The following is a 21,973-nucleotide window of genomic DNA, read 5'->3' as shown; positions in this document are numbered from 1 at the left end:
AGGTGTCACCGAGGTCGGTGTTGTTCACGAGGATCGAGCCGCCGCCGCCGCAGCCACCGCCGCCGCCGCCGCCGCTCTGCTCGGGCGTGCCGCAGGCGCCGAACTGGTCGTCGCACTCGTAGCCGGGGTTGCTCTGGGCCAGCGCCAGGCTGGGCAGCGTCACGAACGCTGCGAAGGTGAAGATGGCGAAGAAGCGTTTCATCGGGTTGTCTCCTTTGGGAACCTGCGACCGAGTGGTTCCGGTGGGTATTCGTGGGAGGGTGTGTGCAATGTGTGTGCCCACCTCACCTCCACCTCCAACCTGCCGAAATGAGGGACAAACGCCGGCGGGCCCCCTCGCCGGCGCCCTGGAAGTGGGGGGTGAACCATACGCCGGAGCGTGGAGCACCCCTCACCCGCGAACCGGGTCGGGGGAAAGTCGAGCCAGCGACTTCAGGACCCCGGAGCCACGCTATAGAATCAGAGGATGGACGCTCGCCGAGCCTGGTTGCACCGCTTCCTCCCTCGCACCCCCTTCTTCGGGGGGCTGAACGAGGATCAGCTCGGCCGCGTGATGGATCGGCTGGTGGAGCGCCGCTTCGCCGTCGGGGAGGAGGTCTTCCACGAGGGCGATCGCGGTCAGGCGATGTACGTCATCGAGCGCGGCGAGCTGGTGGCCTGCCAGGCCAAGACCAACGGCTGCCGGGTGAAGCTGATGCGCCTCCTGCCCGGGGACTTCTTCGGGGAGACCTCGCTGATCGAGATGCACCCCCGCCCCTACTCCATCGAGGTCCAGACCGAGGCCCGCGTCCACGAGCTGACCGGGATGGACCTCTACCGCCTCTACAAGGAAGACGTGAAGGCCTACGTGTTGATCCTCCAGAACATCAACCGCGAGCTCTGCCGCCGCCTGCGGCAGACCACCGGGCGGGTGATCGATCTGGTGGACGACGACGAGGACTCGGAGATCACGCAGATCGGCCTGCACGCCGTGCGCTCCGAGCCCAAGTGCTGATCGTCTAGAAGCTCATGCCCGCGGTGAGCTGGACCACCGCACCGGAGAGGCGGATCGAGCCGGCGTCGAAGCCCTCCAGCGCGATCCGCTGGATCTCGGGATCCTCGCGGGCGGTCTTGCGGTCGAGATCGTGGAAGGGCATCGCCGCGGGGCGCCACCGGTAGCCGGCCTCCACCCCGAAGCGGAAGGTCTGCCCGCTGGGGCGGCGCGCCCCGTCGAGGCGCCGGGACTCCAGGGGCACGCGGCACTCGAGGCCGGCCAGGGCGACGAGCCCGAAGCCGGCGCTCCAGCCCCGGAAGCGATCGTAGTCACTGTACGACTCGATCTGCAGCCGCCCGAGGTCGCCGAGGATCCCCAGGCGCACCCCCGTCCCCAGGAAGCTCCAGAGGGGAAGGTGGTAGCCCGCGGTGAGCTCCAGGGTGAGCAGGCGCAGCCCGGCGTACTGGTTGCCGAAGAGCGGGGCGCGGGCGCCGGAGTAGCCCAGGCCCAGCTGGACCTCGAAGCTCGGATCCAGCTCGAGGCCGGCCCGCAGGCCGAGGGCCGGCATCCCCTCGCCGTCGCTGACCAGCTCGAACTCCGGAGCCGTCACGATCGCGCCGCCGGAGGAGAAGCCCAGGGAGAGCTCGCCCAGCGCCATGCTCGCTGGCAGGGCGAGGGTCAGGCCGAGCAGGACCCGGAGAAGTCGGGTGGTGATCATCGCGCGAGCTCCTCGGCCCCGGTGAGGCCCGTGAAGAGGAAGGCACGGTAGCGCCGGGCGGCGTTCCGCTGAAGGTCGGCGAGGGGCACCAGGGTGACGTCACCGACCTCACCGGGGTGCAGGGCCCAGGCGAAGTCGCCCGTCACCCCGACCTGCTCGACCCGCTCGTCGAGGACCATCCCCTCCCCCGGCTGCCCCTCGGCGCTCACCGGCAGGAGGAAGGCCACCTCGCCCCCCCGCGCGCCGTCGAGGTCCGGGGGCGCCCCGCTGTCCGCCCGCGGCGCCTGCACGCCCGTGAGCAGGGAGCCGTCGGGCAGCGGCGCCGCGGCCAGGGTCCCGGCGCCACCGAGCACCACCGGCGAGAGGCGCACCCGCAGGCGCAGCTCGTCCTCCTCGACCCGCAGCACCGTGATGGCCCCGTCCGCGGACTGGCCATCCACCGCCACCGGGCCGTGGGAGAAGAAGACCCTCCCGGCGCCCAGCCTCGGCTCCCCGAGGTAGGTGCCCAGCAGGGCGTCCTCGTCCAGGCGGCCGGTCTCCAGGCTCCAGGCGGCGACGTAGCGGCTCGAGGAGCCGGCGCGGCCCACCGGCGCCTGACAGGCCAGGAGGTGGCCTCCACCGAGGTCGAGGATCTTCCCCGCCCGCTCGGAGAGCTGGACCTCCAGCCCGCGAGAGGTGTCACCGCTGGCCTCCAGCAGCGCCAGGGTCGCGCCCTCGGTCCGCCAGAAGAGGGCGGCGACGTGATCGCCCCACCCCTCCACCCGGGCGATGTCCACTAGGGCCACCGCGTCGGGGACGAAGAGGAAGTTCACCGAGGCGCCCAGCGCGCCGGCGCCGCGGGCGATCTCCAGGGTGAGCACGTCGGGGCTGCCGTCGACCCGCAGGTAGAGGTGGCCGCCGTCAGGGGCGAAGAGGCCCTTGCGGGGTCCGAGGAGGGAGCCGTCCCCCAGCCGCAGGGGCACGGTGACGATCTCGGCGGGCTCGGCCACCAGATCGATCAGGGCCACGGCGGAGTCGAGGAGGACGGCCGCCAGGGCGCCGTCATCGCTGAAGACGACCTCCCGGGGGGCCAGGGACTCGGTCTGGAGGAGGAGCTGCTCGACCTGCCCGGTGGCGAGCTCCACCACCCCCACCTCGTTGTTGTTCCGGGCGGGGACCGCGCCGGGCGCCTGGGGCGCGTTGGGGTCGAAGGTCAGCAGGGCGTGGGCGCCCGAGGGGGAGACCCAGATCCGATCGTAGGGGGCGGGCAGCTCCACCCGGTCGCGGGCGCCGTCCGCGAGATCGATCCGGTCGAAGAGGGGAGCATCGCCGGTGCCGGCGATCACCCCCACCCCGCCCGGCATCGCCACCATCGTCCGCGGGCGCTCCCCGACGGCGTGGGCCAGCACGCCGGTCTCCGGCGAGAGCGCGATCACCTGCCCGGTCGTCCGGTTCAGGAAGACCAGCCGGCCCTCGACCGAGAGCGGGCCGACGGTGGCCAGGGGCCGCTGCCAGATCGGCTCGCGGGGATCGCAGGCGACGCTGAAGGTCGCGACGAAAAAGAGAGCCAGGACGATCGAGTACGTGAGCTTCCTCATGGGGTTTCGATCTCCGCGTTGAGGTCGTAGCCGGTGACCGTGCGCACCACCCGCTCCGCCAGGGAGACGAAGGAGATCCGCCCGGCGGCGTGATCCTGGGTGACCCACATCCGGTCCGCGCCGGCCGCGCCCGCGGGCAGCGCCCCGGAGAACTGCGGCCCCGAGGCGAGCGGCAGGGTGTCGGTGACGAGGGTCTCGAGATCGACCGCGTCGATCCGGCCGCGGTTCCCGTCCCGCAGGGTCACCCCGGCGTGCAGGCCGTCGGGGGTGAAGACCATGGTGCGGGGAGGGATCCCCGCCGTCCGCTTGAGCTGCGCGAAGGGTCCGGCGAGATCGACCAGGCTGTAGCCCTCGTCGAGATCCACCTCGCGCTCGTAGGGATCGGCGACGGTCGAGTCGGGATCGGGCCGGTGCAGCACGATGGCGCGGCCGCCGCCCGGCGCGATGCCCACGGTGCGCACCCACTTCTGCAGGCGGTCGAAGACGCTCACCTGCCCGGTGGCCAGCTCGACCCAGGCCAGGGCCTCACTCGGCTCGGAGGTCGTGAAGGCGACGAGGAAGCTCGCGTCCTCCGCCAGGGTCACCTGCCCGGGAGGGACCTCGGTGATCGCCGCGCGCTGGAGCAGGCCCGGATCGGTGAGCCCCGCCGGGAGGGGCAGCCAGGCCACCTCGCCGATGGCGCGCAGGGCCACCACGGCCAGGCCACCGTCGGCCGAGACGTCGAGATCGGTGGGCACCGCCGGCAGGGTCAGGGTGGTGGTCGTGCGGCCGGCGATGTCGAGGATCAGCAGATCGGGGGACGTGAAGCTGCGCACCAGCAGGGTGGCGCCTCCGGCCACCGGCACCACCTCCCGGGAGAAGAGGTCCGTGTAGTCGTCGGGCAGGGGCAGGCGCACCGGCAGGGGCGAGGCCGCGGGATCGACCAGATCGATGATCGCCACCTCCTCGGAGCCCACCACCACGGCCTCGACGAAGGCCAGTCCCTCCCGGCGGAAGAAGACGTCCGTGTGGCGGCGCCCGGCCGCCCGCTCCAGGACCGGGGCGGGGCTGCCCGCGGCGAGAGCGTCGACGTCGACCAGCGAGACGATCCCCTCGGCGCCGGCGTCGATCGCGTGACCATCCGGGGTCCAGAGCAGCGCCCACGCGCCGTCGGGCGAGAGGGAGAGGGCCGGGAAGCGGCGCCCGACCGGCTGGGAGAGGAGGCGTGGCGGGTCGAGGGTGGGCTCGACCACCGAGAGGGCCTCTCCCCGCCCGGAGAGGACGACGAGGGTCTCGCTGGCGTCGAGCAGCGCCAGCGCGAGGGGCTCCTCGGGCAGGGGCACCGTCTCGATGGCCAGGGACTGAGCGTCGATCACCGCGACCGTGCTCTCGCTCGGCGAGAGGACGAAGACGTGATCCGCCGAGGCCGCCGGGGCCAGGAAGGAGCGCGTCTCCTCCACCTCCGGCGGGCGGCCGTCGGAGGGGCTCACGCAGTGCTCGGTCTGGCAGACCAGGCCCGCGGGACAGTCGAGGTCGGTGCTGCACTCCAGCCCCTCGAAGTTGGCGCCACCGTCGGCGCCCTGATCGTACTCCCCACCGCCGAGAGCATCCCCGGCGCCGCAGGCCGCGACGCCGGCGAGCCCGGCAGCCAGCGCCAGGGTGGAGATCACGGCGACCGGCGCCGCCCTTCGCTTCCAGAGCATCTCTAGCCTCCTCCCGGCCGGCGCGACCTGCGCCAGGCCTTCCTCGGTGCGCCGTGATGCAAGTCACAATCCATGATCGCCGTGGGCCCGAAACGCTGGATTTCCGGTCGCTTCCCCCCGGTTCCCCCCCCCACGCGGCCGGCGAAAGGCTGACAGCTCTGTCGTGGCCCTCTCGACGCCTCGATGCCGGTGGCGTGGAGCATCCACCAGCGCTACCCTCTGGATCGAATGAGGAACTGGAGGAGGGTGAGGCCGCGGCTCGCAGGGGTCGTGCTGGCGTTGACGGTGGTGGGTCCGGCCCTCGGCGCGGAGCCCGACGACGACCGCATCGCGATGGCGGTGATGGAGCTGGGCACCAGCGGCAACATCGATCGCTCGCAGGTCGAGGGGCTCGAGCTGGTCCTGGCCGACGTACTCTCGCGCACCGATCACGTCCGGGCGGTGATGCCCTCCGAGATCGAGGCGCTCCTGGGCCTCGAGGCCCGCAAGCAGCTGATGGGCTGCGAGGCCGACACCAGCTGCCTCGCGGAGATCGGCGGCGCCCTCGGCGCGACCTACCTGCTGCGGCCGCAGGTGGCGCAGGTCGGCGGCACCTGGCTGATCCAGCTCGCCCTGATCCACACCGAGGACGCGCGCACCCTCGCCCGGGCGACCCGCGAGGCCAGCGACGACACCCAGCTCGTGAGGCAGCTGCGCTCGGCCGCCGAGGAGCTCCTCGCGGCCGTCCCCGCCCCCACCCGCAGCGAGGCGACGACCGCCAGCGCCACCCCCGAGCCCGGCGGCGAGGCCCCGGCCCCCGCCGTGCGGCCGGCACCCCGCCTCACCCGCAGCCAGCAGCAGGGCAGGCAGATCACCTTCTGGCTGGGCCTGGGCGCCGGCACCCTCCTGGTGGCCGGCGGCGGCAGCGTCTGGGGCATCAACGCCGACCGGATGCGCCGGCACAACGAGGCCGCCGACCTCTGGCAGAGCTGGCTCGACGAGCCCTCGGGGGTGGCCCCGGTGACCACCGACCTGCTCTCCCGGACCGAGGCCCGCCGGGTCCTCGACGGGGAGCGCATCGGGGTGCTGCTCATGGCCCTGGGCGCCGGCGCGATCATCGGCGGGGTGAGCTTCGGCTCTCCGACGGGCGGCGCCCCGGTGCAGGCGGCCCTGCTTCCTCTTCCCGGGGGCGCCCAGGCGACCCTCACCGCGCGCTGGGGTGGACCATGAGCCCGACGATCGAGCTGCTCCGGAAGCTGGCCCTCCCCCTCCTCGCGGTCCTCCTCGTCCCGCTCGCCTTCGCCTGCCTGCAGCCGGCCGACCTCTACCGCTGCGACCTCGTCGAGGGTGAGACCGACCCCTGCCTGGCCGGGGAGATCTGCTCTCCCGAGGGCATCTGTGTCGCGATCGCCGACGGCGGGGATCCCGGAGACGGGGGAACCGACGGGGGTGGCACCGACGGGGGCGGGAGCGACGGGGGCCAGCCCCCCTGCAACGGATCCTGCAGCGGTGCGACGCCCTACTGCGACACGATCCTCGACCAGTGCGTCGGCTGCCTCGAGGAGGCGCACTGCAACACGACCCTGCCCTACTGTGACGCCGACGGGACCTGCGTCGAGTGCCTGGGCAACCTGAACTGCTCCGACCCTCTCCTGCCAGCCTGCGACCCGGGCCAGCGGATCTGCGTGGGGTGTATCGAGGGCAACGACTGTCACGGAGACACCCCCTACTGCGACACCGCCCGGCAGCTCTGCGTCGGCTGCCGGGATGCGGTGGACTGCAACGGCAACGTCGCCGGCAGCGTCTGCAATCCCCTCGACTCGACCTGCGTCGAGTGCACGGCCGCGTCCCACTGCAGCGCGGATCCCGCCCGACCGGTCTGCGACACGGTGAGCTTCGCCTGTGTCCAGTGCGTCGTTTCCGGAGACTGCGATGGGACCACCGGGGACTGGTGCGACCAGGGAACCTGCGCCTGGAGCACCGACGGCGGCCTTGATGGCGGCCTCGACGCAGGCTCCGACGGCGGCGGGGTCTGCCTCACCGATACCGACTGCATCACCGACCCCAACGGCCCCACCTGCGTGTCGGGGACCTGCATCTACTGCGTCACCGATGGCGACTGCCAGGGTCACCCGAACGGCGGAGTCTGCGACACGGGCTCGGGGACCTGCTGGGACGGTGGGGCGGACGGGGGCCTGGATGCCGGGACCGACGGGGGCCTGGGAGACGCAGGGCTGACCTGCACCATCGACGACGACTGCTGGCAGGTCGATCCGACCGTCCCGGTGTGCAACAACGGCACCTGTTCCGAGTGCAAGGGCGGAGACATCAGCACCTGCATCAACGGCGCGCTCTTCTGCACCGACGGCCGATGCATCCAGTGTCTCCAGCAGTCGGACTGCACCGATCAGACCCTGAACGTCTGTTCCAATGGCCTCTGCGTGGACTGCGTCTCCTCCAGTGACTGCCTCGGCGCGCCCTGCGTCGACAACGTCTGCCAGTCGGCCTGAGGGCTGCCTTTTCAGACGCTGAACAACGTTCTCCTACTGCGTTAGTTTTCTCGCAAAAGAGCCTGTCACGTAATAGCTTTTTTGCGTGACCCCTGTGAGTGACAGCGCGACCCCTCGGCCGGCCCCCCGCCCCTCCGGCGCCGCCCGGGCGCCTGCCCCGGTCGCCTCCCGAGCTTCAGGCTGCGACGCCGGAGCTCCTCGGCCTGGCGCCCTCGAGGCCCAGGTGAGCACCCCCGGAGCCGAGCCCGCGCCTCCCCTGACAGGCCCCCTCGATAGGTGCCTCGATAGGTGCCAGCCGAATATCAGACGGGAGAGCCGCCAGGTCGGCATCTCGCGTAAGCCACTGTAATCACTTACAGGCGAATCTCTCGGCCTCCCATGCACCCCATGGGCCACCCCATGGCCTATCCCATGGTATTTACCATGAGTCCTCCCATGCGTTTCGGCGCGGATTTCCCCTCCGGACACGGGCTCTCCGGACGGAATCCGGCCTCCTTTCCGCCGACGCCTCCGGGTCTCCTCCCCGGCCGGCCGATCAGCGGTGGCGCCAGGTGAGCTGGCCCAGCCCGGGCATCTCGACCCGGGTGCCATCGTCGAGGCGGGAGACGCTCACCGCGCGGTCACCGATCCAGCAGCCGTTGGTGCTGGCCGTGTCGATCACCCAGACGCCCTCCCCCTCCTTCACGACCAGGGCGTGGACCCGGGAGAGGCGCAGGCAGTCCTCGCCGAGCTCGACCGTGTTGTCGCAGCGAGAGTAGCGCCCGATGACCAGCCCCCGGTGCAGGGCCGAGGGGCCGGCGGTGATCTGCTCGACCCGGTCCTCGCCCTCGATGAGGAGAGTGCCCTCGGCGTCCTCGGTCTCGGACGGGGAGAGCTCGCGGAAGCCGAGGGGCCGCCCCATCAGGGTCACCCGGGAGACCGGCAGGACCTCCGCTGCCACCGCCAGGCGCCGCTGGCGCTCGGCGGCGAGCCGGGCCTCGCGGGCCTCGGGATCACTCTCGACCTCGCGGGCGGGCAGGCTCGACCAGGCGGCCTGGACGTCGTCGGGCCAGGCCGGCGCAGCGGGCGTGGGGAAGCAGAAGAAGTTGTAGCGGGCCGCGGCGAAGAAGACCGGGCCGTCGGCGGTGAAGCCCCCGACGGGGGTTCCGTCCTCCAGCTCCAGGCCTCCCCCCGAGCGCAGATCCACGACGCGCAGGCGGGGCCGGCCCTCGACCAGCCGGACCATCACCGCCAGGTGGCGCAGGGAGAGCTCGGAGTCGCCGGGCAGATAGAAGTCGGCGCGGCTGTGCCTTCCTACCGTGGCCGCCCGCAGCGTGTCGGTCGCCCGCAGCCAGAGGCGGGCGCAGAGGCCGGCCCCCGGGGCCACCGCGGCCAGGAGGACGCCGGGCTCGGCCTGCTCGAGGAGCATCTCTCGGTTGGCCGCGAAGTGACGCTCGAAGGCGACCTTGAAGTCGACCCGGATGTTCTCCGGGCGAGCGTGATCGAGGAGGGCGACCTGAGTGACCTCGTCACCCCGCTTCTCCCGCAGGATCCCGGGAGCGAGCCTGATGATCCTCGTCGTGGACAACACCTACAGTGTGCCAGATTCGATCCGGCAGCGGTCTGTAGGGCAAATGGACGCTCACGACGCGGCGCGTCGCAGGCCGGTCTTCGCCGCCAGACCCCAGACCACCTCGCGCTCCGGCCAGCGCAGCGCCCCCACACACGCGACGGAGTCGCTGGTCTGGGTGACCCCGTTGAAGTCGACGCAGACGAGGTCATCCGCGCCGCTGCGGCGGCCGTGGCGAGGAAAGGGGCGGCCCGGGGCGCCGTCGAGCTCGGGGTGCTCCGCGACGGTCCGCTCCTGCCAGCGGCGCAGGGCCTCGTGCCCCGAGGGGTGCGGGGGCATGAAGCTCGGCCTCCCCTCCCCCACCGGCGGCAGGTTCCAGTAGTGCCCGACCACCTGGGGGCGATCATCGAGGACCGCCGAGCGGTCGCCCAACCACCAGGTCGAGCGGATCCGGTGGCGCACCTTCCCGTCGTTGTCGGTGAAGGGCTCGGGGGCCTCCTCCTCGAAGCCCTTGAGCAGGACAGCGTGGGGTGGATCGTCCTGGCCGTTCATCGGCCCGGGCAGGTCCCGCCGCCGCTCGGTGGCGGCGAAGGGCGAGTGGTGGCGTACCGCCTCCCAGAGGGGCGCGGCCACCCCGCCGGCCTGCGCTCCCGCCGGCAGGTTGTCCCCGGCCGGGGCGTCGAGGCGGCCGCCGAGGGCCTCCAGGCTCTCCCGGTGCCAGCAGGCGTGCACCACGCGGAGGTCGGGAAGCTCCAGGGAGAGCGGCAGCGCGCGGAAGAGCTCGAGCACCGGCCGCCACGCCTCCGCGCGCGCCTTCACGTCGGCGATGGTGTCCTCGTTGCTGTGCTTGGGCTTCTCGAAGCGCGGCACCTTCAGGTGCCATCCCACGAGGTTGTACTCGTGGTTGCCCATCAGGCAGAGCGCCCTTCCGGCGGCCACCGCCTCGGCGACGAGGAGCGCGACCTCGAGCCCGTGGGCGCCGCGGTCGATCAGATCGCCGAGGAAGACGGGGACGCGCCCCTCGGGGTGGCGCAGCGCCTCGTCATAGCCCAGCGACGAGAGCAGCGCTCGCAGCGCCGGCAGCTCGCCGTGGACGTCCCCGATCAGATCCAACCTCATCGCCCAGGAAGGTAGACGCTGCGGGCCGGCTCCGCCACCGCCCCGGGTGCTCGTGCCGGATCAGGCGGGGATGCTGGAAGAGCCCGGCCTTCAGGGTGAGCCCGGTCCAGGCCGCCGCGCCGAGCAGGGCGCCGGAGAGCGCGCGATCCTTCCATCCCCCGGCCCCGAGCTCGTCACGCAGCGCGCGGGCCAGGCGACCGGCCCGCTGCCGGCCGGCCCGGGTGGGCGCGAGGAGGCGCGCCGAGAGCAGCACGGGGTAGGCGTGGCGGGCGCCCTCGGCGAAGCGCCGGGCCTTCGCCCTCAGGAGCGGCGTCTTGGCGTTCTTCAGCGCCCGGTAGCCGTTCAGGTAGGTCTCCACCGAGCGCACGATGGAGGGGCCGAGCCGGCGGAAGTCCTCCCGGTAGCAGTGCCGCTGCGCGGCCTCGATGGCCGCCGGCTCCATCACCGGGTGCTTCACCATCGCCTTGAAGCCCGCACAGTTGCGGTAGTAGCCCTCGGGATCGTCCACCTGCTCCTGGTGCAGCAGCCCCTCCTCCATCACCTTCTCGTAGAAGGGCGTGCCCGGCGTCGGGCCGTAGATGAGGAACTGGGTGTAGGTGGGCTCGAGGGCGAGCAGGCCGTCGAGCTCCTCCTGGATGATCGCCGGGGTCTGGTAGGGGAAGCCGACGATCATCGAGGCGAGGATGGTGATGCCGTGGGCGCGCAGCTCCCGGAAGAGCTCGGCGACCTCCCTCCCCTCCTGCTTGCCGTAGCCCGAGCGGGTGCCCTCGTAGCCGATCCACACCCCGTCGATGCCCATCTCGAGCAGCTCGTGCACGGTGTAGCGCGAGAGCGCCTTCACGCTGGCGAAGCAGAAGATCGAGAGGGGCCGCCCGTCGCGCAGCACCTCGTCCCGGAAGGCCATCGCCCGCTTGCGATCGAGGAGGAAGTCCTCGTCGAGGATGGTGAGCGACATCCCGGGGTCGCGATCGAGGTAGCGCCGCACCACGCCGTGGATGTCGGCGCCGGTGGGCAGCAGCTTGATGTGCTTCCGCTTGAAGAAGTGCGAGGTGCAGCAGAAGTCACAGCCGTTGGGGCAGCCGAGGCCGGCGAAGACGAGGCCGGTGTTCGAGACATCCTGCCCGAAGACCCGCAGCTTGCTGACGATCAGGGGGTGCTCGAAAGGCATGGGCAGCGGCGCCTCGCCCAGGTACTCGCGCATGAAGGCCACGCCCTCCTCCCGGCAGATGGCGTCGGAGAGCGGCGCGAGCACCTCGTCGGAGAGCACGGTGCCGTAGCCGCCCAGCACGATCTTCGCCCGGGGGGCATGCTCGCGCACGAGGGCGACGACCTCCTTCATCCGGTGGAAGGTCGCCAGCACGAAGGAGACCCCGACCACGTCGAAGTCGCCCCGGCGCAGCTCCCGGATCAGCTCCCGCTTCGAGGGGTACTGCAGCACGGTGCAGGCGGCGTCGAGGTTCTGGGCGACGTACTCGAGGGAGAAGAAGATGTGCGTCGCCCGGGGCGAGAATAGCCCCTGCTCGCGCGTCACCTGCCCGAAGAGCAGCTCGTAGCCGACGCTGGGTGAGTCCCCGTGAGCCTCGCCGAGCGGCCGGCAGATGCTGGTGAAGAGGACCTTCTTCGGCTCGGTGGAACTCGAGCGACCCGGGCCGCCGCCGGCCCCCTGCAGTGGAGTGATCTTCATACTCCACGCATAGCGCCGCCCGGATCTTCCGGGGGTCAGGAGGCCGTCATGGACCCGTCACGGTTCGGTCACGGTGCTGCGCCGCGTCAGTAGTTGCCCGAGAGCTTCCGCAGGCCGCGGTGGATCGAGTGGAAGGTGAAGCCCGGGGTCACGTACATCACCGCGCAGGTGCCGGTGCGCAGGTTGATGCCCTTCTCCTCCGCGAGCGCGATCGCCTCGGGGGTCTCGCGCTTCATGTGGACCCAGACGTCCTTCACCCCGAGCTCGGCCGCCTGCTGGATCCAGCCGGCGGTCTCCTCCGGCGGCACCTCCAGCACCACGGCCTCGACGCCCCCGGGGATCGAGGCGAGATCGTCGTAGGCCGTCTCGCCGTCCACCTGCGCCTGACTCGGGTCCACCGGGATGGCGGTCTTGCCGAGGTTCTTCAGGCCGCGGAAGGTGAGGATCGGGAAGGTGCGGGCCTCGCGGTTGCCGACCACCGCGAAGCGCTCGGCGCTCCAGAAGAGCTCATGGTTCGAGGGCATGGGGAGCCTCCTTTCGAGGGACACCCTATGCACCACGCCGCAGCGCTTCCGTCTAGAAGAAGAAGCGCACCACGGCCATCGCGGCCCACCCCATCGCCGGCGCCAGCGCCAGCGCCCCGGCGACGAGTGGCCAGGTGCGCTTCTTGCGGGCGCGCTTCACCGTGTAGGGGATCCAGAGCCAGCCGAACTGCACCGCCCCGGCGACCGCCCCGAAGGCCACCGAGAGGAAGCCCAGATCGAGGGAGTGGTGATCACCGAGGAAGACGATCGATCCGGCGAGGCCGGCGAGCCCACCCCAGAGGGCCCCGACCAGCGGGCCGGCGGCCAGGAGGCCCACCACCGGCACCTTGCGGGCGCGGCGGCCGAGCAGCCAGGGCAGCAGGCCGCCGAGGGCGGCGCCCGCCACCAGCCCGCCGAGCCCGGTGAGGCCGTAGTAGAGCGCCGGGAAGCCCGCGTAGACCGCGAGGGGCGCGAGGGCGCCGGTGACCCCGCCGACCAGGGCGAAGTCCCGGGCCCAGGTTCGCTTGCGGCCCATCAGTCCGGGCTCGTCCCGCGCGGGGGTCGAGGGCTCGAGGGGAAGGGTCTGCATCGCGGCGGGCACGGCCATGTCTCTCTCCTCTTCTCGAGGAGAGGACACACGAGGCGGCGGCCTTGTTCCCGGGCGCGGCGATTCGATGGCGGGGGCCGGGTCGGCTTCAGGCGCTGGCGCGCGCCTCGAGCTCGGTGATCATCGTCCGCTCGATCTGGATGATCCACGAGACCCCGGAGTTGGCGCGCATCTTCAAAAGCTCACCCCGCGCCTTCTCCTGGGCGTGATCGTGGTCGATGGCGACCACCTCGAAGGAGATGCGGAAGGGATGCTCGCGCCTCCCGTGGCGCGCCTCCCAGGTGGGCTCCCGGTAGTGGAAGACCACCTTGTAGTTGCGACCCTGCGCCCCCTGACGGCGTCTGTTCGAGTGGGGCATGTGGGAGAGTATCGCACACCCCACTGACACTTCGGGACAGAGGGCCCAAAAAGGTAGAGTACGGGCGGGAGGGACGGATGAGCGAAGACAGGAAGACCCGCCGCTACGCGCTGCGCTTCGAGGTCGTGTACGACGACGGCGAAGGCTACATGTCCGGACCCGTCCACGACATCTCCGAGACCGGCTGCTACATCGAGACCGTGATGCCCCTGGCGCCGGGCAAGAAGGTCCTGCTCACCCCCCTCCTCGAGGACGAGGCCGGAAACTTCGAGCTGGCCGGCGAGGTCGTGCGGGCCAACGAGTACGACCTCGATCGGATCGACGGCGAGACCCCGGGGATGGGGGTCCGCTTCATCGACCCCAACCCAGACTTCGTCGCCGCCCTGCTGCGGGTGCACGCCGCCGAGGAGGACTGAAGCCACCGTGAGAGTCCGCGCCGCACTCCTCCTCCTGCTCCTCCTCACCCTCCCCGGCTGCGCCGAGAAGCCTGCAGAGCAGCCCGCCGCCGCCGCGAAGCCGGCGACCGCGGCCACGGACCTCGCGTCGGAGCGGCCCATCACCCCCGGCGGGGTCGCCCTCCCCACCGTCGCCGAGTTCGCCACGCTCCTGGTCGGGGTCTCCACCCAGGGCGGCACCTTCGTCGGCTTCGTCGACGAGATGACCGACGCGAGCGGCGACTGCCAGGCTCGCCTCACCCGCCTCACCGAGTACTTCGTGCGCGCGAACCAGGACAGCCTGCGCGACGCCGACCGCTTCTTCAAGCTCCTGCCTCGCTACTCGAAGGAGCAGCAGCAGGAGGCCACCCGCCTCGCCACGCCCCGCTTCCTCGAGGCGATGCTGGAGAGCCAGAAGGCCGCCGCCGAGGCCCCCTCGATCCTCGAGGGCTTCCGGCGGGAGTGCCCGGCCCAGGCGCCGCAACTCGTCGAGATCATCAAGGGCCACCAGAGCCTGGTGCAGGGCGTCCTCCAGCGCCTGCAGGACACCGGCGTCGCCCCCCGGCCCCCCGGCCCCGGCGCCGGACCCTGAAGTTCCGCGGCGCGCCGCCGGCCGCCCCCGTTCCGGGCTATTCCTCGGGGACGGCGACCGTGGTCCGCTTCTCGGCGGAGGCGAAGCGCACTGGCTCGAAGGCGGGCACCTCGAGCTGACGCGCGAAGACCTCCGGGTAGCGGAGGTAGTAGAGCGAGGCCTCGATGGTCACCTCGCCCCGGACCTCCTCCGGGAGCCTCAGGTAGTAGGTCTCGTTGCGGACCTCGCCGGCCTCCAGGCGGTTGTCGAAGACCATCTTCGCCGCGTCGAAGAGCGAGAAGGTGCGCTCGCCCGCCTGGTCCACGACCACGGCGTGGTAGAGGCGCCGGCCGGGCGGGATCTTCCCGCCGTAGATCGCCTCCGAGCTCCCGGCGTCGCTGCGGCCCTGGGGCTCGAGCTTGCCGCCGCAGCGCAGGGGGAAGTCCCCCTGCTCGGTCTTCGCCAGCACGTCGAGGTAGACCACCCGCAGCTCGGCGCTGCCGGAGGGCATCTTGTGGCCGGTCTTGTCGTTGAAGACCCGCACCATCACCTGCTGCTGCTTGCCCGGGCGGATCTCGGGCGCCTGGATCCAGATCTCGAGCTCCAGGGCCCCCTCGACCTGCGAGGCCGAGTGCGCGCCGTAGAAGCGGTGGGTGTAGAGGCGCTCCCGCACCGGCGCGCTGCCCAGGGTCATCTGCGCCGCCTTGCCCTTCTCGTAGACCGCCTTGCCCTCGGTGAGGAAGCCGTTGGCGTTCATGTGGCAGTCCTGGCACTGGATGCCCTCGCGGGCGAAGCGGCTCTCCTTCCACTCGTCGAAGGTCGTCCGGAGCGCGAGGCCCAGGCGGTTGTGGGAGCTGTGGCAGATGGCGCAGAACTCGCTCCGGGTCTGGAGCTCGCTGTAGGCGTGGTGCCAGCCCGTCTCGGTCTTCAGCGGCCCGAACTTCGGCTGCCCCGGGCTGGCGAGGTAGTTGCCGTTCCCCGCCACCTCGTCGGCGAAGCCCTGGATGCGGTGGCAGAAGTCGCAGGCGACGCCCTCCTCCGAGGCGCCGACCACCTGCGTCGCGCCCCCGTGGCAGGAGGCGCAGGCCCCCGCCTCGTCTCCCGTCCCCTCCGCTCCGTGCTGACCGAGGTAGCGGTTTCGCAGGAAGGCGACGGGGGCGTGACAGGCGAGGCAGTCGGGCTCGTCCGCGAAGGCCGCCGGGTTCTCGTGCAGCCGCGACATGAAGAGGTCGTAGTACTGCGCCAGGAAGACCGGGTTCGTGTACGCCGTCGCGTGCATCGACTCGGCGTGCTGCTCGTAGATCGTCGCGTGGCAGCCCTTGCACTCCCGCATCTCCGAGAAGTCGGTGGCCGGCACCTCGGCGTGCTTCTGCGGCGGCTTCGCCGGATCCGCCGTGACGCAGGCCGCGGCCAGCAGCAGCAAGGGCAGCAGCAACGAGACACCCACCGGCCCTCGCGACGGACGCCGACCTCTCCGCCCCGCGAGCGTGTACCCACTGCGCCCCATCATCTCTCGCCCCCCGGAGCCCCCTCCAAGCGAACCCGGGTAACCTACCGCAAGGCGGACGGAAAACCGAAGGCCCCGCACGCATGCGAGGCCTCCGAGGAACTGGAGCCGGCGACCCGACTTGAACGGGTGACCTGCTGATTACGAATCAGCTGCTCTACCAACTGAGCTACGCCGGCCTATTCGAGAGCGGCGTTACTAGCATGGCGGGGTCGGCGCCCACAAGAGGGCGCATTCGCTCCGGAGGCCGGTTGCGGGCGGGGGGACCGATCGGGGAACATGTTCCTGTTCATGGGTGTCCTTCGATCCGGAATGGCCTCGATCCGTCACAGGCTGCGCGCCTTGCGCGACTGGCTGGACGAGGCCCCGGCGGGCCACCTCCTGCGGTGGGCGATGATCGGGGCGCTCTGCCTCGGCGGGCTGGGCGGCTGGGCGGTCCTCGCGCCACCGGCGAGCGGTCCCCCGCCCCAGCTCACGGTCCAGGAGGTCGCCCCGAACACGCTGCGGCGCTGGCGGGAGCGGGAGCACCTGGCCGGGGGCGAGGGGAAGGTCCGGGTGGGCTCGCTGAACCTGGACCTGGCCGTGGGCCGGGACACCTACGTCTACCTCTCGGTGGACCGGGTGCCGGCGGCCTGCGCCGTTCAGGCCTGCCAGCTGGTGCTGGAGACCGCCGAGGCGGGCGAGGCCTTCGCCCTGGCCGAGCCGGGGATCGGGATCTCCCGGCCCATGGCGATGATGATGCCCTTCAAGCCGGCGGTCCTCGGACCGCACCACCTGCGCGCCGCCATCCGCACGGTGGAGGGGACCCTCGCCACCAGCGACGCCACCCGCTACTGGAGCGTGCCCTCGGACCCCCGCCCCGAGGAGCTGCTCGAGGCCGGCGTGGGCGGCCTGCTCGAGCCGCGCCTGCTCCTGCTCCTCCCCGGGCTGCTGCTCCTCTTCGTACAGCTCGGCGCCCGCCGGAGGCGCCGCATCCCCGACGAGCTGCAGCTGATGTACCGGATCGAGGACGCGGATCCGGCCTCGATCGCGAGCCCCTCCTGGCAGGTGGTGCCGGTGGGGACCCGCGAGCGGCGGCCCCTGCGGGAGCTGCTGCGGGACGAGGGCGGCGCGGCGGTCGTGCGGCAGCTCGCGGCGGCCTTCCGGCGGCCGGAGATCTCGGTCGCGGACCTCCTCGAGCTGCGCGACCTGGTCCCGGTCGAGGTGAAGCTGCGCCCCGGCGAGGAGGGCGAGGTGCGGATCGAGTCCTCGGCGCCCTTCGGCTATCGACGCCAGAGCGAACACAGCGCCACCCACCGGGAGGAGAGCGGCGGCGAGGTCTCCCTGCCCCTCGGCAGCCTGCTGGCCGTGGACCGGGTCCAGCTGGTGCTGGGCTACCCCGAGATGGTCGAGGCGATGCGGGAGGGCATCCTGCGGGTGCCCGAGGTGCCGCGCCTCCCGAAGAAGCGCCCGTCCTAGTGCATCGCGCCGAGCTCGGGCGCGGCGGTGTCGTAGAGGTCGCGCTCGAGGAAGCGGACGAAGCGCAGCCCCACCCCGCAGATGGCCCGGAGGCCCTCGCCCTCTCCACCGAAGTTGATCGCGGCGGTGTAGCGGACCTCCGCCTCGACGCTCATCTCGGCGTTGGAGCCCGGCCAGGCGAAGGTGACGGTGACGCTCGAGCCGAGGGGCTCCGCGTCGGCGAGCTCGACGTACATCCCACCCTCGCTGACGTTGCGGGCGACGCCGTAGGTGACGCCCCGGTCGCCGGAGAGGAAGACCGGGAAGGCCTTGTCGAAGCGGGGAGTGTAGCGGCGCTCGGGGTTCTCGCTGGGGCTCATGGACTCCAGCTTCCCAGGTAGGGGGATGTAGTCAAAATCATCACCCGATTGCAGCAACCCTGTTACGCCTGACATCATCGCTGCCCATGAACAACACGCTGCTCACCGCGCTCGCCCTCCCGATTCTCCTCGTCGCACCGCTGAAGGCCGAGGCCGGCGGGGCCTCCTTCGAGGACCTCAAGGAGAAGGCCGAGAAGATCGAGAGCCTGGGCAACTTCCTGAAGAACTACGTGGGCGTCTGCAAGGGTGACCCGTTCGAGGTCCGCGACTGCCGGGCGAGCACCCAGAAGGCCCGGCAGAAGTTCGCCGGCAAGCTGCTGCACGTCCGCCTCTCGGACAGCCACGGCCAGCTGGTGCAGGTGGCCGGCGAGCTCCCCTCCGGGGCGCTGCGCATGGCGGTCACCCCCTTCTTCGACGCCGCCGGCTACGGCCTGTGCAAGGACAAGGCGCCGAAGTTCGACAAGGGCGGCAGTCCGCGGATGCGGCTGCTCCCCTTCACGATCGAGCCCCCCGAGGACCTGAACCGCCGGAACCTCGAGCTGCAGCTGCGCTCGGGCAACGTGAAGATGGAGCTGCTCTTCAAGGTGAAGTCCGCCTGGAAGGCGAAGCGCCCCGGCGACGAGGACGCCGAGGGCATCGCGGCGACCTTCAAGGGCCTGCGGCTGACCAGCGCGCGCACGGGCGAGGTGATCGGCGAGGTCGTCTGGTAGCCAGGGGGTTGTGAGCTTCGAGCTGTGAGCTTCGAGCTAGTGGTTGCTCTTCCACGCCTCTAGCTCGGCCGGCGTGTTCAGGTTCGCCACGCGCGGGTCGGCGCCGACCTCGTGCCAGAGGGTCTTCGCGTCCAGCAGCAGCCGGTGCACGGCGCGTTGACCACGCTCGAGGCGCTCGACGATCTCGGGCAGCAGGCGGCGGTGGTAGAGGGCGACCAGGGGCTCGGGCCCCCGCGCGCTGCGGACCGCGACGGCGTCGTGCTCCCCCACCCCCTCCAGCCGGCCGAGCAGCCCCTCGAGGAGCGCCGCGTCCAGGCCCGGCAGGTCGCAGGCGAGGAGCAGCACCCAGTCGGTCTCCGAGGCCGTGAGGGCCGCCTCCAGGCCCGCCAGAGGCCCCATTCCGGGGTGAAGGTCGGGCAGCACCTCGGGGCCCAGGTCACCGAGGTCGTCCCGGCTTCCGCAGAGGACGACGCGGCCGCTGAAGGGCGCCGCAAGGCCCGCCGCCCGCTGCGCGAGGGCGACGCCGTCAACCTCGAGCAGGGCCTTGTCCTGGCCCATGCGGGTGCTCTTGCCTCCGACGAGGATGGCGGTGGTGATCGGGGGACGGGTCATCGGGAAAAGCCGTGCACGTGTACGTGGACGTGGACGTGTACGGAGGCGATCAGAACGAGCCCTAGGCGTCCCCGAGCTCACCCTTGATCAGCAGATCCATCGTCCGCGCGTCGGCCCCCGGGAACTCGTAGTCCGAGAGCTCCGGGGAGGTCACCCAGCGGTGATCGTGGACCCGCCGGTGGATGATCACCCCGCTGATGATCCTCGCCGCGTAGACGCAGAAGTCGACCTGGTAGTCGGGGTAGACGTGCTCGATCTCCATGATCTCCTCGCCCACCTCGACCTCGATGCCCATCTCCTCGGAGAGCTCGCGAGCGAGCGCATCCTCGTCGCTCTCCCCGTCCTCGACCCGCCCGCCGGGGAACTCCCAGAGCAGCGGCAGGGTCGCCTCCGGGCGCCGCTGGGTGATGAGGTACTTGCCCCCCTGCTCCACCATCGCCGCTACAACCCGGATTCGCCGCATAGCGTCGAGAATCGTACTCCCAGGCGGGAGTTCGGCGCCAGCGTCTACCCTCCGATGGCGGCCATCGAGAAGCGGTTCGCCTCGACCTCTCCCGCCGTCGGGTGGTGAGAGCGCTTCCCGGCGACGCCCCGGGCGATGACCTCGCCGAGCCGCGCGGGATCTTCGAGGTGCGGCAGGAGGGGCACCCCACCCGCCTCGTAGAGGCAGCCGCGCAGCTCCCCCTTCACCGTGAGGCGCAGGCGGTTGCAGCGCTCACAGAAGGGCTCGGACTCGGAGGCGATGATGCCCACGGTGGCCCGCCCCCCGTCGAGCAGGTACTCCTGCGCCGGGCTCGCGCCCCGGTCGGCGAAGCGCGGCTGCAGCTCGAAGTGCGCGGCGATCCGCTCGCGGATCTCGGCGGCGGTGACGAGGTGCTCTCGCGACCAGCGCGCGGCGATGCCGGTGTCCATCAGCTCGATGAAGCGGACGGTGCGGCCGGTGGCCGCCGCGTGCTCGCAGAAGGCCGCCAGCTCGTCGTCGTTCACCCCCCGCATCACCACCACGTTGATCTTCGGTGGCGGCAGGCCGGCGGCCTCGGCGGCATCGATGCCCGCCAGCACCTCGGCGTGGTCGTCGTGGCCGGTGATCTCGTGATGACGCCGGGGATCGAGGGAGTCGAGGTGCACGTTGAGGCGGGAGAGCCCGGCCTCGGCCAGCGCCGCCGCCATCGGGCGCAGGCGCTGCCCGTTGGTGGTGAGGGCGACCTCGGCGAGGCCCGGGAGCCGGGCGAGGCGCTCGACGATCTCCGGGCAGTCTCGCCGGGAGAGGGGCTCGCCGCCGGTGAGCCGGACCCGGTGCACGCCCACCCGGGTGAGGGCCGCGACCAGGGCCTCGAGCTGCTCCGGCGCCAGCCCGCTGCGCCCCTGTGCCACCGGACCGTCCGGCTGGCAGTAGGCGCAGCGGTAGGCGCAGGCCTCGGTGACCGAGACCCGCAGGTAGTAGCCCCGAGGGCAGCTACCGGGCTGGTGAGGACCGGAGATCATCGCCGGGTATCTTCCACCCCGATAGCGCGTTCGGCAAGCGCAGATCCTGGACCTAGAGCTTCAAGTCCACCGTCAGGTAGGCGAAGTGCTCCAGGCCCGTGAGATCCGCCTGATCCACTCCCTTGACCGCCGCCAGGCCGTCGCCGGGCAGGAAGATGCCGTAGAGGAAGCGGACGCCGACCTTCTGGCTGATCGAGGCGATGAGCTTGAAGTCCAGCTCGACCCCGAAGTTGGAGCTGCCCCCGCCCACGGGCGCCGCGGTGGCGCCCAGGAGGTGCAGGTCCACCTGGGTCTGGAGCTTCGCGTGCGGCGAGGCCGAGAGGCGGCCGCCCACGTCCATGAGGCCCAGCCCGCCGGAGTGGACCGGGATGTTCAGGAAGTAGTCCATCTCGCCGTAGAACTTGTGGTTCGTGGCGTAGAGGGTGTCGAAGGCGCCCCGCCCGGAGCCGTCGTCGCCCGAGAGGTACTCGAACCACAGCTCGAGGGCCGGCTTCGCGGTGGCCTCGAGGCCATAGCTCAGGTGGAGGGCGCTCATCCAGGCCGAGACGACCTCGTCCTGGTTGCGGCCGAACTGGAAGAAGAGCTCGCCGGTGTAGCCCAGGCCGGCGACCTTGCCCTGGGCGTAGCCGCCGACGGTGTGGCGGTAGTGGCGGGCCGGCACGTCCGAGCGGTTGTAGTAGGCGAGCGAGAGCAGGTGCCCCTCGGCCACCTTCAGGTTGGAGTGGACGCCGCCGAAGGTCACGTCGGCGCTGCGGGCGTCGGCGCCCGAGGGCACGCTGCCGTCACCGTCGGTATCCGTCTCGGAGACCAGCGCGTAGAAGAGGTCGAGATCGAAGCGCTCCCGGGCGTAGGTCATCCGCGCGGCGTCGAAGCTGCGGGCGCGCTGCACCCAGCCCACGTTGCCGACCAGCCGGGAGTTATCGAAGACGATCTCCTGGCGGCCCAGCTTGAGCTTCAGCTTCTCGTAGATCGGCACCACGGCGTAGGCCTCGTGCAGATCGAGCCCGTTGGCGTCGAAGTCGTTGAGGGTGTCCAGCTCCTCGCCCCAGACCCGGCTGTCCTGGAGCTGGAGGCCGATGGCGGCGCCCCCCTCGTGGCTGAAGATGGCCCCGAGGCGCGCTCGCTGGGTCACGTACTCGCGATCGAAGAGGCCGTCGTCGAGGAGGTTCAACCGGCTCGAGTCGACGATGCCCCGGGCTCGCAGCTGGGCGCCGATCTTCAGGGCGAAGGGGCCCTTCTCGATGACGATGCCCTCGGGCTTCGCGCAGTGGGAGGCGCAGTCGCCCTTCTTGGCGGCCTTCGCCTCCTCGGCGGGCGCCTCGGCGGGAGCCTCGGCGGCGACGGCCTCCTCGGCGGGAGCCTCCGCGGCGGCCTCGGGGGCTCCCTCGGTCTGGGCGGTTGCGGCGAAGGGCGCCAGGGCGAGGAGCCCGGCGCTCAGGATCGAAAACAGCGGTGCATGGAAGAGCTTCATCGCTCTCTCTCCTTGGAGTTGAGAGGGTCCTTGGTGCAACAGGATTGGGGTCACCGGCCCCCGGGCGCGCTCCCATGCCCCCGGAG

At 71.6% G+C, this 21,973-nt stretch carries 23 protein-coding genes and 1 tRNA gene; 7 read left to right on the top strand and 17 right to left on the bottom strand.

Annotated features, from left to right (window positions below; genetic code table 11):
* Positions 1 to 202: thrombospondin (locus tag P1V51_04665; GenBank protein MDF1562311.1), on the bottom strand; the 202-nt coding region annotated here is incomplete at its 3' end.
* A gap of 264 nt (positions 203 to 466) precedes the next feature.
* On the opposite strand from P1V51_04665, the gene P1V51_04660 reads away from it, so the two are divergent.
* Entirely contained in the window at positions 467 to 994 is a 528-nt protein-coding gene (locus tag P1V51_04660) for a cyclic nucleotide-binding domain-containing protein (GenBank protein ID MDF1562310.1), read from the top strand.
* A 4-nt stretch (positions 995 to 998) separates the two neighbouring features.
* Here P1V51_04660 and P1V51_04655 read toward each other — a convergent pair whose 3' ends face one another.
* Genes P1V51_04655 through P1V51_04645 form a run of 3 tightly spaced genes read right to left on the bottom strand, consistent with a single transcriptional unit; the run spans position 999 to position 4,950 of the window.
* A complete protein-coding gene (locus tag P1V51_04655) occupies positions 999 to 1,691 on the bottom strand; it encodes a hypothetical protein (GenBank protein MDF1562309.1) in 693 nt (230 codons plus the stop codon).
* A complete protein-coding gene (locus P1V51_04650; GenBank protein MDF1562308.1) occupies positions 1,688 to 3,268 on the bottom strand; it encodes a hypothetical protein in 1,581 nt (526 codons plus the stop codon). Before P1V51_04650 ends, P1V51_04655 begins: the two co-directional genes overlap by 4 nt.
* A complete protein-coding gene (locus P1V51_04645; protein ID MDF1562307.1) occupies positions 3,265 to 4,950 on the bottom strand; it encodes a hypothetical protein in 1,686 nt (561 codons plus the stop codon). Before P1V51_04645 ends, P1V51_04650 begins: the two co-directional genes overlap by 4 nt.
* 246 nt (positions 4,951 to 5,196) lie before the next feature.
* Between P1V51_04645 and P1V51_04640 the strand changes: the two genes are divergently transcribed.
* The gene (locus P1V51_04640; GenBank protein MDF1562306.1) at positions 5,197 to 6,159 is read left to right on the top strand and encodes a hypothetical protein; all 963 of its coding nucleotides are present in this window, start codon (positions 5,197 to 5,199) and stop codon (positions 6,157 to 6,159) included.
* Entirely contained in the window at positions 6,156 to 7,439 is a 1,284-nt protein-coding gene (locus tag P1V51_04635; GenBank protein MDF1562305.1) for a hypothetical protein, read from the top strand. The genes P1V51_04640 and P1V51_04635 overlap by 4 nt, the downstream gene beginning before the upstream one ends.
* A gap of 535 nt (positions 7,440 to 7,974) precedes the next feature.
* Here P1V51_04635 and P1V51_04630 read toward each other — a convergent pair.
* From P1V51_04630 to P1V51_04605, 6 genes are all read right to left on the bottom strand, one after another.
* Complete coding sequence (locus P1V51_04630) at positions 7,975 to 9,006, bottom strand: FHA domain-containing protein (GenBank protein MDF1562304.1); 1,032 nt, start codon at positions 9,004 to 9,006, stop codon at positions 7,975 to 7,977.
* A 54-nt stretch (positions 9,007 to 9,060) separates the two neighbouring features.
* Positions 9,061 to 10,107 (bottom strand): metallophosphoesterase, encoded by a 1,047-nt coding sequence (locus tag P1V51_04625; protein ID MDF1562303.1) that lies wholly within the window; start codon positions 10,105 to 10,107, stop codon positions 9,061 to 9,063.
* The gene (locus P1V51_04620; protein ID MDF1562302.1) at positions 10,031 to 11,791 is read right to left on the bottom strand and encodes a cobalamin-dependent protein; all 1,761 of its coding nucleotides are present in this window, start codon (positions 11,789 to 11,791) and stop codon (positions 10,031 to 10,033) included. Before P1V51_04620 ends, P1V51_04625 begins: the two co-directional genes overlap by 77 nt.
* An 86-nt stretch (positions 11,792 to 11,877) precedes the next feature.
* Entirely contained in the window at positions 11,878 to 12,315 is a 438-nt protein-coding gene (locus P1V51_04615; protein ID MDF1562301.1) for a CoA-binding protein, read from the bottom strand.
* Positions 12,316 to 12,367: 52 nt separating this feature from the next.
* Positions 12,368 to 12,922: a hypothetical protein gene (locus P1V51_04610; GenBank protein ID MDF1562300.1), complete on the bottom strand. Its 555-nt coding sequence runs from the start codon at positions 12,920 to 12,922 to the stop codon at positions 12,368 to 12,370.
* Between the two features lie 88 nt (positions 12,923 to 13,010).
* Complete coding sequence (locus tag P1V51_04605; GenBank protein ID MDF1562299.1) at positions 13,011 to 13,280, bottom strand: hypothetical protein; 270 nt, start codon at positions 13,278 to 13,280, stop codon at positions 13,011 to 13,013.
* A gap of 77 nt (positions 13,281 to 13,357) precedes the next feature.
* Here P1V51_04605 and P1V51_04600 point away from each other — a divergent pair, with 77 nt between their 5' ends.
* Positions 13,358 to 13,696, top strand: a complete 339-nt coding sequence (locus tag P1V51_04600) for a PilZ domain-containing protein (protein ID MDF1562298.1) — start codon at positions 13,358 to 13,360, stop codon at positions 13,694 to 13,696.
* A gap of 7 nt (positions 13,697 to 13,703) precedes the next feature.
* Entirely contained in the window at positions 13,704 to 14,306 is a 603-nt protein-coding gene (locus P1V51_04595) for a hypothetical protein (GenBank protein ID MDF1562297.1), read from the top strand.
* 37 nt (positions 14,307 to 14,343) lie between these two features.
* On the opposite strand, the gene P1V51_04590 is transcribed toward P1V51_04595, so the two are convergent.
* Both P1V51_04590 and P1V51_04585 read right to left on the bottom strand, forming a co-directional pair.
* Positions 14,344 to 15,720, bottom strand: coding sequence for a multiheme c-type cytochrome (locus P1V51_04590; GenBank protein ID MDF1562296.1), 1,377 nt, complete (start codon positions 15,718 to 15,720; stop codon positions 14,344 to 14,346).
* A gap of 175 nt (positions 15,721 to 15,895) precedes the next feature.
* Positions 15,896 to 15,971, bottom strand: a tRNA-Thr gene (locus P1V51_04585).
* Positions 15,972 to 16,134: 163 nt separating this feature from the next.
* On the opposite strand from P1V51_04585, the gene P1V51_04580 reads away from it, so the two are divergent.
* Positions 16,135 to 17,250 (top strand): hypothetical protein, encoded by a 1,116-nt coding sequence (locus P1V51_04580; GenBank protein ID MDF1562295.1) that lies wholly within the window; start codon positions 16,135 to 16,137, stop codon positions 17,248 to 17,250.
* On the opposite strand, the gene P1V51_04575 is transcribed toward P1V51_04580, so the two are convergent.
* Positions 17,247 to 17,609 (bottom strand): PilZ domain-containing protein, encoded by a 363-nt coding sequence (locus tag P1V51_04575; protein MDF1562294.1) that lies wholly within the window; start codon positions 17,607 to 17,609, stop codon positions 17,247 to 17,249. The genes P1V51_04580 and P1V51_04575 overlap by 4 nt on opposite strands.
* Positions 17,610 to 17,695: 86 nt before the next feature.
* Between P1V51_04575 and P1V51_04570 the strand changes: the two genes are divergently transcribed.
* Positions 17,696 to 18,319 (top strand): DUF6066 family protein, encoded by a 624-nt coding sequence (locus P1V51_04570; protein MDF1562293.1) that lies wholly within the window; start codon positions 17,696 to 17,698, stop codon positions 18,317 to 18,319.
* Positions 18,320 to 18,355: 36 nt separating this feature from the next.
* Here the strand turns inward: P1V51_04570 and P1V51_04565 are convergent, their stop codons facing one another.
* From P1V51_04565 to P1V51_04550, 4 genes are all read right to left on the bottom strand, one after another.
* Complete coding sequence (locus P1V51_04565) at positions 18,356 to 18,931, bottom strand: molybdenum cofactor guanylyltransferase (GenBank protein ID MDF1562292.1); 576 nt, start codon at positions 18,929 to 18,931, stop codon at positions 18,356 to 18,358.
* 61 nt (positions 18,932 to 18,992) lie between these two features.
* Positions 18,993 to 19,394, bottom strand: coding sequence for a (deoxy)nucleoside triphosphate pyrophosphohydrolase (locus P1V51_04560; GenBank protein MDF1562291.1), 402 nt, complete (start codon positions 19,392 to 19,394; stop codon positions 18,993 to 18,995).
* Positions 19,395 to 19,438: 44 nt separating this feature from the next.
* The gene (moaA, locus tag P1V51_04555; protein ID MDF1562290.1) at positions 19,439 to 20,416 is read right to left on the bottom strand and encodes a GTP 3',8-cyclase MoaA; all 978 of its coding nucleotides are present in this window, start codon (positions 20,414 to 20,416) and stop codon (positions 19,439 to 19,441) included.
* 52 nt (positions 20,417 to 20,468) lie between these two features.
* Positions 20,469 to 21,887, bottom strand: a complete 1,419-nt coding sequence (locus tag P1V51_04550) for an alginate export family protein (GenBank protein ID MDF1562289.1) — start codon at positions 21,885 to 21,887, stop codon at positions 20,469 to 20,471.
* Positions 21,888 to 21,973: the final 86 nt, after the last annotated feature.

It is taken from the genome of Deltaproteobacteria bacterium, from assembly GCA_029210625.1.
GTDB lineage: Bacteria > Myxococcota > Myxococcia > SLRQ01 > SLRQ01 > JARGFU01.
Note: the sequence above shows the minus strand (reverse complement) of the source record. Positions and strands in the feature narration are given on the sequence as shown.

Bases quoted from the DNA above. Each gene is read 5' to 3' on its own strand.
- P1V51_04660 (MDF1562310.1), top strand. From the start codon at position 467: ATGGACGCTCGCCGAGCCTGGTTGCACCGCTTCCTCCCTCGCACCCCC.
- P1V51_04655 (MDF1562309.1), bottom strand. From the start codon at position 1,691: ATGATCACCACCCGACTTCTCCGGGTCCTGCTCGGCCTGACCCTCGCC.
- P1V51_04650 (MDF1562308.1), bottom strand. From the start codon at position 3,268: ATGAGGAAGCTCACGTACTCGATCGTCCTGGCTCTCTTTTTCGTCGCG.
- P1V51_04645 (MDF1562307.1), bottom strand. From the start codon at position 4,950: ATGCTCTGGAAGCGAAGGGCGGCGCCGGTCGCCGTGATCTCCACCCTG.
- P1V51_04635 (MDF1562305.1), top strand. From the start codon at position 6,156: ATGAGCCCGACGATCGAGCTGCTCCGGAAGCTGGCCCTCCCCCTCCTC.
- P1V51_04625 (MDF1562303.1), bottom strand. From the start codon at position 10,107: ATGAGGTTGGATCTGATCGGGGACGTCCACGGCGAGCTGCCGGCGCTG.
- P1V51_04620 (MDF1562302.1), bottom strand. From the start codon at position 11,791: ATGAAGATCACTCCACTGCAGGGGGCCGGCGGCGGCCCGGGTCGCTCG.
- P1V51_04615 (MDF1562301.1), bottom strand. From the start codon at position 12,315: ATGCCCTCGAACCATGAGCTCTTCTGGAGCGCCGAGCGCTTCGCGGTG.
- P1V51_04610 (MDF1562300.1), bottom strand. From the start codon at position 12,922: ATGGCCGTGCCCGCCGCGATGCAGACCCTTCCCCTCGAGCCCTCGACC.
- P1V51_04605 (MDF1562299.1), bottom strand. From the start codon at position 13,280: ATGCCCCACTCGAACAGACGCCGTCAGGGGGCGCAGGGTCGCAACTAC.
- P1V51_04600 (MDF1562298.1), top strand. From the start codon at position 13,358: ATGAGCGAAGACAGGAAGACCCGCCGCTACGCGCTGCGCTTCGAGGTC.
- P1V51_04575 (MDF1562294.1), bottom strand. From the start codon at position 17,609: ATGAGCCCCAGCGAGAACCCCGAGCGCCGCTACACTCCCCGCTTCGAC.
- P1V51_04570 (MDF1562293.1), top strand. From the start codon at position 17,696: ATGAACAACACGCTGCTCACCGCGCTCGCCCTCCCGATTCTCCTCGTC.
- P1V51_04565 (MDF1562292.1), bottom strand. From the start codon at position 18,931: ATGACCCGTCCCCCGATCACCACCGCCATCCTCGTCGGAGGCAAGAGC.
- P1V51_04560 (MDF1562291.1), bottom strand. From the start codon at position 19,394: ATGCGGCGAATCCGGGTTGTAGCGGCGATGGTGGAGCAGGGGGGCAAG.
- moaA (MDF1562290.1), bottom strand. From the start codon at position 20,416: ATGATCTCCGGTCCTCACCAGCCCGGTAGCTGCCCTCGGGGCTACTAC.
- P1V51_04550 (MDF1562289.1), bottom strand. From the start codon at position 21,887: ATGAAGCTCTTCCATGCACCGCTGTTTTCGATCCTGAGCGCCGGGCTC.